The following is a 15,957-nucleotide window of genomic DNA, read 5'->3' as shown; positions in this document are numbered from 1 at the left end:
AAGATCATGCGGGCGTTTCAGAAAGCTTGCTGAATGAGAGGTTGCAGACCCAAGGCTGCAATCCCGAAATGAAGGGACCGCGCAGCGGCAAGATTTCCAGCCTGTCGCTGCGATACCTGAAACATAGCCAGCGAGCGGAGCGCGCAGTGAAAGAGCCGGAGATTCCTAAGAGGCGCGGCGATAGGCGCCTCTTAGGGCCGGTTTGGGTGGCAACCCAAGGTCTTGACCTGAAGCTGCCTTGTAATGGCCAATTACATTAATCCTTCAAGCCTCACATATAACTCCCTGAACACTTTCCTCCGCTCCGCATATGCCGTGTGCTTAACACTGTCTGGTTCATGCACTTGCTCAAGTGCCAGCTCCGGCAGGAACTGTTCCAGTGGCTTACCGGGATTCATTGCAATTTGTGTCAGACGCGCTGCGCCCAGCGCCGGGCCAACATCGCCGCCGGTGCGGTATTCCAGCGTTTTGCCGCTGATGTCCGCCAGCATTTGCCGCCAGTAAGGGCTGCGGGCACCGCCACCAATCAGGGTGATGCTGTGAGGTTTCAGGCCGGTTGCGTGCAGGACATCAATGCCGTCAGCCAGCGCGAATCCCACACCTTCGAGCACGGCGCGGGCAATATCGGCAGGGCCGTGCTGGTGCGTCAGGCCGAACAATGTCCCTTTGGCGTTCGGATTATTGTGCGGCGTGCGTTCACCGGAAAGATACGGCAGAAACCAGACCGGCGATTCAACGGGTTTAGTTTTCTGCGCCAGAGTAATGAGTTCACCGACTGATGCTGTGCCGGTCAGATTTGCGGCCCAGTCCAGACAGGAAGCCGCGCTGAGCATAACTGACATCAGATGCCAGGTGTCCGGCAGCGCGTGGCAGAAACTGTGAACCGCTTGCTGCGGATTACTCAAAAAACCGTCGCTGACCGCGAAATACACGCCGGAGGTGCCAAGGGAAAGCATCGCCTGGCCGGTTTTGTATAACCCAACACCGACTGCGCCTGCCGCATTATCACCACCACCGGCAATCACCGGTACACAATCTATTCCCCAGCGGGAGGCGAGTTCCGGCAGTAACTGACCGGTAATCTGATTGCCTTCAAAAAGCTCCGGCATATGATTACGCGTCAGTCCGGTTGCGCGGAGCATTTTGTCGCTCCAGTCGCGTTCAGCCACATCGAGCCACATCGTGCCTGCGGCGTCTGACATATCGGAAGCAAAAACACCGGTCATCAGCCAGCGCAGATAATCTTTTGGCAGCAAAACCTTGTCTATTTTGGCAAACAATTCAGGTTCATTTTCGCGCAGCCAGAGCAGTTTGGGTGCCGTAAAACCGGGCATCATCAGATTGCCGGTTATCTGGCGGGAGTCAGGAACATCCGCTTCCAGTTGCTGGCACTGGCTGAAACTGCGGCCATCGTTCCATAAAATTGCCGGACGCAGAACCTGATGCTGGGCATCAAGAACAGTTGCGCCATGCATCTGGCCTGTCAGTCCGATGGCTTTTACGTCGTGCAGTGCATTTTGCTTAGCCAGAGTAAAAACAGCGCGGTCTGTCGCCGTCCACCAGGCTGCCGGATTTTGCTCAGACCACAAAGGATGGGGACGGGAAAGGGTTAACGCCTCACTGTGGCTGGCCACCACCCGACCTTCCTCGCTAAGCAAAATGGCTTTGACGCCAGAAGTGCCAAGATCTATTCCGAGATACATGTTTTTCCCTTATCGGTTAACCCGTTTCCAGAACGATTTACGCCCTGCAATTCCGCACCAGGCGGGCAGGGCGTGAGCTTATTTTAAATGATTAACCAAACAGATAACGGTTGACCAGATTCTCCAGACGTTCTTGCTGGCCGCTCTGATGCTGAGGTGCCAGTGCGTTTTGTTGCGCGTAGCTGCTCAGGGACTCCAGAGACATTTTGCCCTGCAGGATCTGCTGACCCAGTTCTGTATTCCAGCCCGCGTAACGCTGTGCAACGTGTTTATCCAGTTCACGGCTTTCAATCATACGGGCGGCGACTTTCAGCGCCAGCGCCATAGTGTCCATACCGCCGATATGGCCGTAGAAAAGGTCATATTTGTCGGTGCTCTGACGACGAACTTTAGAGTCGAAGTTCAGACCGCCGGTAGTGAAACCGCCCGCTTTGATGATTTCATACATCACCAGCGCATTTTCTTCCACGCTGTTCGGGAACTGATCAGTGTCCCAGCCACATTGCGGGTCGCCGCGGTTAGCATCGACAGAACCGAAGATTCCGAGCGCAATCGCGTTAGCAATTTCGTGATGGAACGAATGACCGGCCAGCGTTGCGTGGTTAGCCTCGATATTCACTTTGATCTCTTTTTCCAGACCAAACTGTTTGAGGAAACCGTAAACCGAAGCAACGTCATAATCGTACTGATGCTTGGTGGGTTCCTGCGGTTTTGGCTCAATCAGCAACGTGCCCTGGAAACCAATTTTGTGTTTATGTTCAACGACCATCTGCATGAAGCGACCCAGCTGTTCGCGTTCCTGACGCAGATCCGTATTGAGCAGAGTTTCGTAGCCTTCACGGCCGCCCCACAACACATAGTTTTCGCCGCCCAGTTGTTTGGTGGCATTCATCGCGTGGACAACCTGCGTCGCTGCCCAGCTGTAAATTTCAGGATTGGGATTGGTTGCCGCACCCGCGCCGTAACGTGGATTGGTGAAGCAGTTCGCGGTGCCCCACAGCAGTTTTACGCCGCTGGCTTCTTGCTTTTGCGCCAGAACATCGGTCATCGCGGCAAAATTATTCACGTATTCTTTAATCGTTGCGCCTTCCGGCGAGACATCCACATCGTGGAAGCAGTAGTAAGGAACATTCAGTTTCTGGAAGAACTCGAAAGCCACGTCCGCTTTGCGTTTCGCCAGTTCCAGCGCATCGCCGGGTTGCTGCCACGGACGGTCAAATGCGCCCACGCCGAACATATCATTGCCGTTCCAGCAGAAGGTGTGCCAGTAGCAGGCTGCGAAACGCAGATGCTCAGCCATCGTTTTGCCGAGGATCACTTCTTCAGGATTGTAATGACGGAATGCCAGCGGGTTTGTGCTGTTAGCACCTTCGTAGCGAACGGCGTCAAGCTTGTCGAAATATGCGTGCATTGAAAACTCCTTGAAAACGGGCCCAGCGGGACTGGGAGGCTGAGGCCCTATCTTCGGAGGAGATGTTTCATCCCACAATTACGTTATTTCACACTCAATTTAATAGAATTATTAAGTGTGCGGTAGATCGCATAAATAAGTCGTTTTCTTCTTACTTTTTATTCAACTTCCATGATGCCTCGATAATAAAAAGTCTTATTGTGCGCATATTACAGGCAAACCATGATCGTCATCATAATTCCAGAAATAAACAAAAAATCGTAACGCTGTGGTTAAAATCTGCAATTGCCGATTAATTACCCAGCGTCAACAATCCCTCTGTCATTGCTGTACAAACTCTTCTGTATCTGCCTCTTCTTATTCTTATAAAAGGTCTGACATGATGAAAATGAAAAAAATAATTCTTTCTGCCTGTGCCGCATTAGTGCTTTTTAGCCAGTCCGGGTTGGCGAAAGAAATTAAAATTGGTATGGCTATTGATGACTTACGTTTAGAACGCTGGCAAAAAGATCGTGATATTTTTGTGGCTAAAGCCAAAACTCTTGGCGCAGATGTTTTTGTTCAGTCTGCTAACGGTAATGAAGAAACACAGATGGCGCAGATTGAAAATATGATCAATCGGGGCGTCGATGTTTTGGTGATCATTCCCTATAACGGTCAAGTGCTGAGTAACGTTATTGCTGAAGCCAAACAGGAAGGTATTAAAGTGCTGGCGTATGACCGCATGATTAACAATGCCGACATTGATTTTTATATCTCTTTTGATAATGAAAAGGTGGGCGAACTTCAGGCGCAAAGCCTTGTTGAACGCGTACCAGAGGGTAATTATTTCCTGATGGGCGGCTCGCCGGTGGATAACAACGCCAAGCTCTTCCGTGCCGGTCAGATGAAAGTGCTTAATCCGTTAATTAAAGACGGCAAGATAAAAGTGGTCGGTGATCAATGGGCTGACGGCTGGTTGCCTGAAAATGCCCTGAAAATCATGGAAAATGCGCTCACCGCCAATAACAACAAAATCGACGCCGTGGTGGCCTCCAACGATGCGACTGCCGGTGGCGCTGTACAGGCGTTATCCGCACAGGGGCTGGCGGGGAAAGTAGCGATCTCGGGTCAGGATGCCGATCTCGCGGCGATCAAACGCATTGAAGCGGGCACGCAGACCATGACGGTCTACAAACCGATCACCAAACTGGCTAATGATGCCGCTGAAATCGCTGTGCAGTTAGGCAAAGGTGAAACACCAAAATCTAACGCAACATTAAATAATGGCAAAAAAGACGTGCCTTCTTATTTATTAACACCGATCCAGGTGGATAAAAATAATATTGATAGCACAGTCGTGGCTGACGGTTTCCATAAGAAATCAGATCTCTAATTTTTCAATATTTTTCTACAAAAACAACACTTCCTGTCGGGGTGTTGTTTTTGCTGGAGGTAAACATGCCAGAACAATATGAAAAATTACCCCTGCTGGATATGCGAAATATCACCAAGAAATTTGGTGCGGTAAAAGCGGTTGATAATATTAGTCTGACACTCGCTGCGGGCGAAGTGTTATCTCTGTGCGGGGAGAACGGATCCGGAAAGTCAACATTAATGAAGGTGTTGTGCGCAATATATCCGCATGGAACGTTTGACGGGGAAATTTATTTCTCAGGTGAAAGGCTTACTGCAAAAGGAATTCGTGAAACCGAACAAAAAGGGATCGCGATAATTCATCAGGAACTGGCGCTGGTGAAACAATTGAGCGTACTGGAGAACATGTTTCTGGGTAACGAGTGGGGCAGCTTGGGCATGCTTGATACCGATAAAATGTATCTGCGTTGTCAGCGTATGCTGGCACAGGTCAAACTGGATATCGACCCGCATACGCTGGTGGGCGAGCTGGGATTAGGGCAGCGGCAACTGGTTGAAATTGCCAAAGCCCTTAACAAGCAGGTGCGTTTGCTGGTTCTGGATGAACCCACTGCGTCTCTGACTGAGAGTGAAACCGCGATTTTGCTCGATATCATCCGTGATTTGCGCCATCACGATATCGCCTGCATTTACATTTCACACAAACTCAACGAAGTAAAAGCCATCTCCGACAAGCTCTGTGTCATTCGTGACGGTCGCCATATTGCCACCTGCAATGCCGAAGGAACGACGGAAAAAGAAATCATCGCCATGATGGTGGGGCGTGAGCTCACTGAGCTGTTTCCGCCGCGTGAACGGCAGATTGGCAAAGAAATTTTGCGCATTGAAAACCTCACGGCATGGCATCCGGTTAACCGTCATATCAAACGAGTGGATAACGCCGGTTTTACGTTGCGTCAGGGAGAGGTTTTGGGCGTGGCGGGACTGGTCGGTGCAGGCAGAACAGAAATGATGGAGTGTCTGTTCGGAGTCTATCCGGGGCGATGGTCAGGAGATGTCTGGCTGGAAGGTCAGAAAGTAAAGATTACCGATTGTCGTGACGCCATGCGGCGCGGGCTGGCGATGGTGCCGGAAGACCGTAAGCGTGACGGTATCGTGCCGGTGATGGCGGTCGGCAGCAATATCACACTGGCAGCGTTAAGTCAGTTCAGCGGTGGCGGTGTTCTGCGGGAAGCGCAGGAACAGCACACCATCAGCGAGTCGGTGAAACAACTTAAAATTAAAACCCCATCTCCCGAACTGGCAATCGGAAGGCTCAGCGGCGGGAATCAGCAAAAAGCGATTCTGGCGCGCTGTCTGCTTCTTAAACCCAAAATCTTAATTCTTGATGAACCCACGCGCGGAATCGATGTGGGGGCAAAACATGAAATCTACAAACTCATTGGCCAGCTCGCGGCCCAGGGAATGGCAATTATCGTTATCTCATCAGAGTTACCCGAAGTGCTCGGGCTGAGTGACCGCGTTGTGGTGATGCATCTTGGGCAGGTGAAAGCCTGTCTGGACAATAACAATTTAAGTCAGGAACAGGTCATGGAAGCCGCATTGAGGAGTGAAACTTATGTCTAAATTCCCCCAGCCAGGAAGCCCTTCCACCGCCGTTCATGAAAGCGGCTCAGAGGCCATGTTGTCGGCCAGTAAGCTAAAAAGTATCAACCTTCAGGTTTTTGTCATGCTGGCGGCCATTGCGGTGATTATCGTGTTTTTCAGCGTGACCACAGATGGCGCGTATATCAGTGCACGCAACATTTCTAACCTTCTTCGACAAACCGCGATTACCGGCATTCTCGCCGTCGGCATGGTGTTCGTGATTATCTCTGCTGAAATCGACTTGTCTGTCGGTTCTATGATGGGGTTGCTCGGCGGCGTGGCCGCGATTTTTGACGTCTGGCTTGGCTGGCCGCTGCCGCTCACCATTGTGGTAACGCTGGCGCTCGGATTGTTGCTGGGTGCCTGGAACGGCTGGTGGGTGGCTTATCGTAAGGTGCCGTCATTCATCGTCACTCTGGCCGGGATGCTGGCGTTTCGGGGCATTCTGATTGGCATTACCAGCGGCACCACGGTATCACCGATAACACCTGCGATGTCGCTGATTGGACAAGGTTACCTGCCGGATACCTTAGGCTTTAGTATCGGTGCTATTGCACTGGCGTTATTTATCGGCTGGCAGTGGCGTAGGCGCAAACAGCGTGCGGCTCTCGGGCTGCCGGTGATCGCGGCCAAAAATGATGTCACCCGTCAGGCGCTCACGGCCATTATCGCACTTGGCGCAATATATCTGCTTAACGATTATCGCGGCGTCCCTACGCCGGTGCTGATTTTGGTCGCGCTGATGCTGGGTGGTATGTTTATGGCATCCCGTACTGCGTTCGGCCGTCGTATTTATGCCATTGGTGGCAACATCGAAGCGGCGCGGTTATCCGGGGTTAACGTTGAGCGCAGTAAAATGGCGGTATTTGCGATTAACGGCCTGATGGTGGCCATCGCCGGGCTGATACTCAGTTCACGTCTGGGTGCGGGTTCGCCATCGGCGGGTAATATCGCCGAGCTGGATGCTATTGCTGCCTGTGTGATTGGCGGTACCAGTCTGGCGGGTGGCGTCGGGAGTGTTGCGGGTGCCGTGATGGGGGCTTTCATTATGGCATCTCTGGATAACGGCATGAGTATGCTGGACGTGCCGACATTCTGGCAGTACATCGTTAAAGGCGCGATTCTGCTGCTGGCGGTCTGGATGGATTCGGCCACCAAAAGGCGCGCATAGATCCGCTGCTGTGGCGGTGATTTTAAGTGGTAACGCAGGAAAATCTGAGGAACCTCACAAAATCACTATGCCAAATCAACCTTAGCCATTGCGCTGTGCTATTGACCAACGCAATCAGCCTCATTCAGTTAGCGCAATGAATGAGGCTCAGTCTATTAGAAACTGGTGAGAGACAGGCATGTTTGAAAAACGTTATCGCATCACTCTGTTATTTAACGCTAACAAAGTCTACGACCGTCAGGTAGTAGAAGGCGTGGGTGAGTATTTGCAGGCCTCACAAAGCGACTGGGATATCTTCATTGAAGAAGACTTCCGCTGCCGTATAGACAATATCAAAGACTGGCTCGGCGACGGTGTCATTGCCGATTTTGACGATCGGGAAATCGTGACGTTGCTAAAGGATCTTAATGTTCCGATAGTTGGGGTCGGTGGGTCTTATCATCAGGAAGAAGATTATCCGCCGGTGCATTACATTGCCACCGACAACTACGCGCTGGTGGAAGCGGCCTTTATGCACCTGAAAGAGAAGGGTATCAATCGCTTCGCATTTTATGGTTTACCTGATGCAGGCGGAAAACGCTGGGCGCAGGAACGCGAACATGCCTTCAGAAAACTGGTTTCAGCCGAGCAATATCAGGGCGTGGTTTATCAGGGAATGGAAACCGCGCCGGAAAACTGGCAGCACGCCCAAAACCGGCTGGCGGACTGGATACAAACATTGCCGCAGCAAACCGGGATTATCGCGGTGACCGATTCGCGTGCGCGGCATCTGTTGCAGGTTTGCGAGCATCTGAATATTCCGGTGCCGGAAAAGCTCAGCGTAATCGGTATCGATAACGAAGAACTGACGCGGTATTTGTCGCGTGTGGCACTGTCTTCTGTTGTGCAGGGCACGCGCCAGATGGGATATCGCGCGGCAAAACTCTTACATCAGCTGCTGGATCAGCGTGATTTGCCGTTACAGCGAATTCTGGTGCCACCGGTGAAAGTGGTTGAACGCCGTTCAACGGATTTCCGTTCCTTGCGCGATCCGGCGGTTATCCAGGCCATGCATTACATCCGTTATCATGCCTGCAAAGGGATTAAGGTGGAGCAGGTTCTCGATGCCATCGGGATGTCACGCTCGAATCTGGAAAAACGCTTTAAGGACGAAACCGGGCAGACGATCCACGGCGTGATCCATGAGGAGAAACTCGACCGGGCGCGTAATCTGCTGGCGGCAACGTCGATTTCTATCAATGAGATTTCGCAAATGTGCGGCTATCCCTCGCTGCAATATTTCTATTCGGTATTCAAGAAAGGCTACGAAATGACGCCGAAAGAGTACCGGAGTATTCACGGCGAAAGCGTTTATCAGGATGCATGATCTGCCATCAGACGCGCGACTGAAGCGATCGGTATAATCGATGTGTTAAAAAATGCCCCGTTCATCACTGAGCGGGGCATTGATTTTATTGTAGGCAGTTTGTCTTTTACAGCGTAATTACCAGTGATTTTGCTCCTTCAGACGGTGTCAGAACCAATCCCTGTGAACCAGTTTGCTGACGTGCTCCGCTGATTTCACGCACATCACTCAGGTTACGCAGACATAGTGTCCAGCCTGAGGCTTGACCTTCATGGGTCACGGTAATCACGCCATCCAGCCGCTCGGCTTTCAGGGTGAACACTGCTTTGCCGTTCAGATCTGTTATCGCGCTTTCTGCTACCGCGCCTTCTTCCAGCTCAAACAGATGGAATTCGGTTTGCTGGCTGTAATCGTAATCCGGCTTCTGATTATTACTGCCCAAAGCCAGCAATGTGTTAGGGCGAACATACAGCGGCAGGCTGTCAAAGCCGTGCTGCTGACGGTGCCAGCGTGAACCTTGTGCAACTTCGTTGTTCAGAAGATGCGTCCAGCGGCCTTGCGGCAGATAGAAATCGACGTCGCCTTCTTCGCTGAAGACCGGCGCAACCAGCAAATCATCCCCCAACATATACTGGCGGTCGAGGTAATCACAGGCCGGATCTTCAGGGAATTCCAGCATCATGGCGCGCATGACCGGTGTTCCGTGGCTGGCTGCCTGTGCTGAAGCAGGATACAGATACGGCATCAGGCGGCATTTAAGCTGCGTGAACTCACGTACTACATCGCACGCTTCATCATCATAAACCCAGGGTACACGATAGGATTTGCTGCCATGCAGCCGGCTGTGGCTTGAGAGCAGGCCGAACGCACACCAGCGTTTGTAGATATGCGCCGGAGCGGTATTTTCGAACCCGCCGATATCGTGGCTCCAGAATCCAAAACCAGATAATCCGATGGATAAACCGCCGCGCAGACTCTCCGCCATGGATTCGTACGTTGCGTAGCAGTCACCGCCCCAGTGAACCGGAAATTGCTGGGCACCCACCGAAGCGGAGCGGGCAAACAGTACGGCTTCAGATGCACCGAGTTTATCCTGCAATGTTTCGTAGACCAGTTTGTTGTAAACGAACGCGTAATGGTTGTGCATTTTCTGCGGGTCACACCCGTCATGCCAGACCACGTCTGTCGGAATACGCTCACCGAAGTCGGTTTTGAAACAGTCCACGCCCATATCGACAAGACGTTTCAGATGCCCGGCATACCATTCGCAGGCCTGTGGATTGGTGAAATCGACAATACCCATTCCGGCCTGCCATTTGTCCCACTGCCACACGCGACCGTCCGGACGTTTAAGCAGATAGCCCTTTTCTTTGCCTTCGTGGAACAGCGGAGATTTCTGACCAATGTACGGGTTGATCCACACGCAGATTTTCAGACCACGCGCTTTCAGACGCTGCAACATGCCCTGCGGATCCGGGAAGGTTTGCGGATCCCACTCGAAATCGCACCACTGGAAGGCTTTCATCCAGAAACAGTCGAAGTGGAAGACGTGTAACGGCAACTGACGTTCTGCCATGCCATCGATAAAACTGTTCACCGTGGCTTCATCGTAATTAGTGGTGAACGAGGTGGTCAGCCACAGGCCAAACGACCAGGCTGGAGGCAGTGCAGGGCGGCCGGTCAGACGGGTATAACGGTCGAGCACTTTTTTCGGCGTCGGGCCATCAATGACGAAATATTCCAGATATTCGCCTTCCACGCTGAACTGAACTTTAGAGACTTTTTCCGAACCGACTTCAAAAGACACGCATTCAGGATGATTCACCAGCACGCCGTAGCCGCGGTTGGTCAGATAAAACGGAATGTTTTTGTAGGACTGCTCAGTGCTGGTGCCGCCGTCGCGGTTCCAGGTTTCCACCGTCTGGCCATTTTTAACCAGTGCGGTGAAACGCTCACCGAGACCGTACACAGTTTCGCCGACGCCCAGATCCAGGCGTTCCATCATGTAGGTTTTCTGCGAGTTTGCGTCCTGCACATAGCCGTTAGACTTAGCCACGCTGCCGGTTATCCGGCGTCCGTTGCGCAGGAAATCCAGCGTCCAGTTGTTACCCTTGGTGACGCGCACGCAGAGGTCGCCGCTGTGCAAAGCCGCGAATTCCTCGTTATCTTCAAACCGTAATTCCCCTGTGTCAGATTGCAGCAGTGGATAGTGCGGGCCTTTGTCGGTTTCGCCGTCAAAGTGAGTAATACGTACGCCAATAACACCGGTTTGCGGCGAGAAAAACCGCAGCGTAAACAGCGGTGAATCCAGCTGGCTGGCGCGTTCGGACGCATCTTTCGGCGCGGCGTAAATCACCATTTCATTGCCTGAGCGTTGTACCTCAAACACCTGCAACGGGTGTGTGAGCACCAGTCCTTCTTGGATCAACCAGTTACCGTCACTGATTTTCATAATTAATTCCTCCTTTAACCCTTCAATCAATTCATTTCATAAATTCTTGCTGATTGCGGCGGATACCCTGCGAGACTTCATCGAGAATGCGGCGCAGCAGCGGGCTGCGCAGAATATAATAGCGTTTGCAGATGATGGCGCTCAGCAGATAGCAGGCCGCCGGAACCAGGGTGAATAACGCGACAATGCTGGTCATGGTGGCGGCATTTTGAGTGGCGGCTCCGGACTGATAACCGGAACCTGCCAGCATCCAGCCGATCATCGCGCCAGCCAGTGCCAGACCGAGTTTCAGCACAAACAGGGTGCCGGCGAAACTGATACCCGTCAGCCGCTTGCCGTCATTCCATTCGCCGTAATCGACGGTGTCGGACATCATCACCCACTGAATCGGGGTGACGAGCTGGTGCAGAACACCGATGACGAAGATAAAGATAAACATCAGCACGCTGCCGTTCACCGGCAGGAAGAACATGCCGAGGCTCAGCACGGCCAGAATGGCGTTAGTCCACCAGAACACGCTGACTTTACATTTCCAGTCGGTGAGCGGTTTAGCCAGCGCACTGCCGAACAAGTTGCCGACGGAATACACGCCGAGGAACCAGGCGAACAGCACCGGATTACCGAGGATGTAGGTGACGTAATACATCATGGCGCCGCCGCGAACCGCGACTGCCATAATATTGAGGATGGTCAGCAGGCCGACAATGCGCCACTGGTCGTTGTGCCAGATATCACGCAAATCTTCGCGCATGGTGCCGGTCGGTTTGCCGGGATCGACACGCTCTTTGGTGGTCGCAAAACAAATCGCCAGCATGACGGCGGCGACAATCGCCAGTACCGCGATCCCGCCCTGATAACCGAGTGCTTTATCTTCACCACCGATATAGTTCACCAGCGGCATCATCAGCACTGTACTGAGCATCCCGCCAGCCGTCGCCAGCACGAAGCGGTACGATTGTAATGAAATACGCTGTGTCGGGTTGGACGTGATCACGCCACCCAGCGCGCAATACGGGATGTTCACAACGGTGTACATCAGCGTGAGCAGCGTATAGGTGATAGCGGCGTAAATCATTTTGCCGGTCATGCTGAGTTCAGGCGTGGTGTAAGTGAATACGCAGACGATACCGAATGGAATGGCACCGAACAGAACGTAAGGACGGAATTTCCCCCAGCGGGTGCGCGTGCGGTCGGCCAGTAATCCCATGCAGGGATCAGAAATTGCGTCCAGCGCGCGGGCGAGCAGGAACATGGTGCCGACATATCCCGCCGGAATGCCGAAGATATCGGTATAAAAGAACATCATGTAAAGCATGACGTTATCGAAAATTATATGACTGGCCGCATCGCCTAATCCATATCCAATCTTTTCCTTGACCGAAAGGATTTCAGTACTCATTGCTTCAATGTCCGTATGAAAAGGGAGAGTACGGTTTTAACGTTTACAAGGCGTTGAGGCTATTGAGATTTTTGTTTCTGAAATTATGTTTCTTTATTTCTGTGATCGCGCGAGGCAAACGGGGAAAAGTTGAGCGGAAGAAAAGGGGGCAGTGATGAACGGCTGATGAAAAACCTCCCGTTGCCGGGAGGCCTGAGACGATTACTTTTTGTATTTGGCTTCCAGCGTAGCAAACCACGGCGCGGTGAAATCTTCAGATTTTCCCCAGCCCGGAATGATTTTACTCAGGCCGGTCACGTTGACCCCTTCCGGCTGGCTGAGCAGCAGGGATTGCGCAATGGTTTGTGCCGGGAATTCGTAAGTAGCTGGGGTTTTCTCACCGGCAATTTTCAGCGCCACAATACGCAGGTTTACTGCCCCAATTAGCTGAGTATCGACAGCGGCGGTCATCTGCCACGGGCTGCCTTTCTCGCGCATCAGCTGAAGATCCTGATTCGACACATCAATGCTGTAGAGTTTGATTTCAGTCCGGCCATTCTCTTTCAGCGCTTTATATGCGCCCTGGCTGAACGCATCCCATGCGCCCCAAATCGCATCAATCTGACCTTTCGGATATTTCGCCAGAATTGCACCGACTTTGTTCGCCGTATCGCCCTGAACGTCAGAAGACACCGCGCCGATGGATTCCAGCTGATGAATGCCCGGATTCTCTTTCAGGATGGCTTCGTAGGTTTTCTGACGGCGTTCCATTGGCGGGAAACCGGCCACCCACAGTTTGACGATATTGGCTTTACCGTTGAAATCTTTCACCAGCTGACCGACGGAAGCTTTTGCCAGTGAAGCATCGTCCTGACGGGTCACGGTGACGCCCGGAATATCTTCCGGCACTTCCGTATCAAAAGCAGAAACCGCAATACCGGCAGCGGCGATACGTTTGACCAGCGCTTCAGAGTAAGGCCCGCGACCCTGCGAAAGGATAATACCGTCGTATTTCTGGCTGATGGCCTGATTAACGAAATCCTGGAATTTGGCGTCATCGCCGTTGCTCAGGAAGGTATCGACTTTAAAACCGAGCGCACGACCTTGTTTGATCGCACCGGACAGAAACTGGGTGGTGTTATCGTCAGAACCGAGATTGCGCACGATAGCAATGCGAACCAGGCCATTGTGCTGGGCAATTGCCGCCGGAACCGGTGCGGGCGTGCCATCGGCAGCGAAGGCAGGTAAGGCAGAAAACAGGCTCAGTGCCAGCAGGGATGCAGATATTTTTCTCATTATATTTTTCTCATGACTAAAGGCCCCACGGGCGCGGTTTTTTCTGGTGTAATTTTTAATTGAGGATGTACAGAAGTCTGTCTGTCCAGACGTCTATTCTGTGAAAGCAGTCTACCGGCATGTTAAGAAAGAGGGAATGCTTTGTTGTTATTATATTTCGGCCAGCCGTTATTCCAGTAGGTTATAGCCGACCAGCCGCTACGCTCCAAAATCAGTCACATGGCCTAAACTGAAATTTCATCTCTGAATTTCGCTCTCAACAATGCCTCCGGGAGAAGCCTTATGTCCTTTTCTTTCCGCGACACATTATTGCCTGTTTTTACCCTTGCTCTCATGACCAGCCAGGCCGCTGCTGCATCGAAATCACCGGTACCGCCACCCTCAGCTGGCGCAAAAGTCACGGAACTGGCGAAAGGATTGAATCATCCCTGGTCGCTGGCCTTTTTGCCGGATAATCAGGGGGCGCTTATCACCGAACGCAGCGGCCATTTGCGTTTGTGGAAACCGGACGGCGGGCTGTCTGCGCCACTGAAAGGCGTGCCACGCGTCTGGGCTAGCGGACAGGCCGGTTTGTGGGATGTGCGTTTATCGCCGGATTTTGCCAGCAATCGTCGGGTGTATCTGACCTTCGCGCATCCGGGTGAAAAGGGCGAGCCGCACGCAGCGCTCGGGTATGGCACTTTGTCAGCCGATAATAAAACCCTGAGCAATTTTAAAGTGGTCTTTAGTCAGCAACCGGCCTTGCAAAGCGGTATCAATCTTGGCGGTCGTATGGCATTTGATGAGAAGGGCAATATTTTTCTGTCCACCGGCGATAATAACCAGCGCCTCAACGCTCAGCATCTGAATCAGTTACAGGGCAAGATTTTGCGCCTGACGCCGGAAGGCGGTGTGCCGAAGGACAATCCGTTTGTGCATGACAGGAATGCTAAACCGCAAATCTGGACTTACGGCAACCGCAATCCGCAGGGTCTGGCCATCAATCCGTGGAGCGGCGCGTTGTGGGAAACCGAGCACGGGCCGCGCGGTGGTGATGAAGTGAATTTGCCGCAGGCCGGGAAAAACTACGGCTGGCCGCTGGCGACGTTTGGTATCAACTATTCCGGTCAGCCGATCCCTGAGGCGAAAGGGACGACGCTGGCAGGGGCGGAAGATCCGATTTACTACTGGGAGATTTCACCGGCGCTCAGCGGAATGGCGTTCTATAACGCGCAGAAATTCCTGCAATGGAAAAACTCGCTGTTTGTTGGCGCGCTGGCGGGGAAATCCCTGATCCGCCTGACGCTCGACGGCGATAAAGTTACCCATGAGGAACGACTGCTCGGCGATCGCAAAGAACGCATTCGTGAGGTGCAGGTGGGCGGCGACGGGTTTGTCTATGTTCTGACGGATGAGAGTGACGGGAAACTGCTGAAGATTTCGCCGCAAAGCTGAGGTTAATGAATGAAAAAAGGCGGTCAGAAATGGCCGCCTTTTGCAGGATAAACCGACGTGAAGACCGGTCAGCTCAGGGGTAGCATCACGCGTTTACAGAATGCCGGGCGCTTCTGAAGTTGCTGATACCAGCGTTCAAGATTCGGATGCGACTGACGCTCAATATCCAGACGGAACCAGGTGTCGGCATAGCAGGCGACCGGAATGTCACCGATACCGAACTGCTCGCCGGAGAACCATTTTTGCTTCGCCAGCACGGCGTCGGCAATCGCCCAGTATTTTTCAAATGCCGCCATACCCGCTGCAACCACCGACATATCGCGTTCTGCTTCGGGGGTGCGCACCAGCGTCAGAAACACCTGCCGGAACGGCACGGTCAGCGAGTTACTGCACCAGTCCAGCCATTTATCTGCCGCCGCACGTTGTTGCAAACTGTCCGGCCAGAAGGCTTCTTCACCGGACCGTTCAGCCAGATAACGCAGAATGGCATTGGATTCCCACAGTACGAAATCGTCGTCCTGCAAACAAGGCACCAGCCCGTTCGGGTTCAGCGACAGATAGAGCGGTTCATGGTTTTTGCCATACACGCCACCGGCATTGATGTGCTGAAAGGTCAGATTCAGTTCATCAAGCAGCCACAGCACTTTTTTGACGTTGCTTGAATTTTCGCGGCCCCATAGGGTGAGCATCCGGAACTCCTTGTTTTGAATAGCGGAAAACAGAAAGTGTAAAGATTACTGGCTAAGACTATAGGCCACAGCCAG

At 52.6% G+C, this 15,957-nt stretch carries 11 protein-coding genes; 5 read left to right on the top strand and 6 right to left on the bottom strand.

Going from position 1 to position 15,957, the window contains the following annotated elements:
- Positions 1-251: 251 nt before the first annotated feature.
- Both xylB and xylA read right to left on the bottom strand, forming a co-directional pair.
- Complete coding sequence (xylB, locus tag D5398_RS05920; protein ID WP_120506783.1) at positions 252-1,703, bottom strand: xylulokinase; 1,452 nt, start codon at positions 1,701-1,703, stop codon at positions 252-254.
- 91 nt (positions 1,704-1,794) lie between these two features.
- A complete protein-coding gene (gene xylA, locus D5398_RS05915; protein WP_120506782.1) occupies positions 1,795-3,114 on the bottom strand; it encodes a xylose isomerase in 1,320 nt (439 codons plus the stop codon).
- A 382-nt stretch (positions 3,115-3,496) separates the two neighbouring features.
- On the opposite strand from xylA, the gene xylF reads away from it, so the two are divergent.
- The 4 genes from xylF to xylR all read left to right on the top strand — a co-directional run bounded on the left by xylF (position 3,497) and on the right by xylR (position 8,654).
- On the top strand, positions 3,497-4,489 hold the full coding sequence (gene xylF / locus D5398_RS05910; RefSeq protein ID WP_120506781.1) for a D-xylose ABC transporter substrate-binding protein: 993 nt from the start codon (positions 3,497-3,499) through the stop codon (positions 4,487-4,489).
- Between the two features lie 65 nt (positions 4,490-4,554).
- Positions 4,555-6,096 carry a xylose ABC transporter ATP-binding protein gene (locus D5398_RS05905; protein ID WP_120506780.1) on the top strand — a complete coding sequence of 514 codons (1,542 nt, stop codon included), beginning with the start codon at positions 4,555-4,557 and terminating at the stop codon, positions 6,094-6,096.
- Positions 6,089-7,288 carry a xylose ABC transporter permease XylH gene (gene xylH / locus D5398_RS05900; protein WP_120506779.1) on the top strand — a complete coding sequence of 400 codons (1,200 nt, stop codon included), beginning with the start codon at positions 6,089-6,091 and terminating at the stop codon, positions 7,286-7,288. The genes D5398_RS05905 and xylH overlap by 8 nt, the downstream gene beginning before the upstream one ends.
- Positions 7,289-7,466: 178 nt before the next feature.
- Positions 7,467-8,654 (top strand): D-xylose utilization transcriptional activator XylR, encoded by a 1,188-nt coding sequence (xylR, locus tag D5398_RS05895; RefSeq protein WP_120506778.1) that lies wholly within the window; start codon positions 7,467-7,469, stop codon positions 8,652-8,654.
- 106 nt (positions 8,655-8,760) lie between these two features.
- Here the strand turns inward: xylR and yicI are convergent, their stop codons facing one another.
- The 3 genes from yicI to D5398_RS05880 form a co-directional block, all read right to left on the bottom strand.
- The gene (gene yicI, locus D5398_RS05890) at positions 8,761-11,085 is read right to left on the bottom strand and encodes an alpha-xylosidase (protein WP_120506777.1); all 2,325 of its coding nucleotides are present in this window, start codon (positions 11,083-11,085) and stop codon (positions 8,761-8,763) included.
- A 31-nt stretch (positions 11,086-11,116) separates the two neighbouring features.
- Positions 11,117-12,484, bottom strand: coding sequence for a glycoside-pentoside-hexuronide family transporter (locus D5398_RS05885; RefSeq protein ID WP_120506776.1), 1,368 nt, complete (start codon positions 12,482-12,484; stop codon positions 11,117-11,119).
- A gap of 201 nt (positions 12,485-12,685) precedes the next feature.
- Positions 12,686-13,759, bottom strand: a complete 1,074-nt coding sequence (locus D5398_RS05880) for a sugar ABC transporter substrate-binding protein (protein ID WP_120506775.1) — start codon at positions 13,757-13,759, stop codon at positions 12,686-12,688.
- Positions 13,760-14,041: 282 nt separating this feature from the next.
- On the opposite strand from D5398_RS05880, the gene D5398_RS05875 reads away from it, so the two are divergent.
- Complete coding sequence (locus tag D5398_RS05875; RefSeq protein ID WP_120506774.1) at positions 14,042-15,193, top strand: PQQ-dependent sugar dehydrogenase; 1,152 nt, start codon at positions 14,042-14,044, stop codon at positions 15,191-15,193.
- A 68-nt stretch (positions 15,194-15,261) separates the two neighbouring features.
- Here D5398_RS05875 and D5398_RS05870 read toward each other — a convergent pair whose 3' ends face one another.
- The gene (locus tag D5398_RS05870; RefSeq protein ID WP_120506773.1) at positions 15,262-15,882 is read right to left on the bottom strand and encodes a glutathione S-transferase family protein; all 621 of its coding nucleotides are present in this window, start codon (positions 15,880-15,882) and stop codon (positions 15,262-15,264) included.
- Between the last annotated feature and the right edge of the window lie 75 nt (positions 15,883-15,957).

Source organism: Rahnella bruchi (genome assembly GCF_003614975.1).
Lineage (GTDB): Bacteria > Pseudomonadota > Gammaproteobacteria > Enterobacterales > Enterobacteriaceae > Rahnella > Rahnella bruchi.
This window is presented reverse-complemented; position numbering and strand designations above follow the sequence as displayed.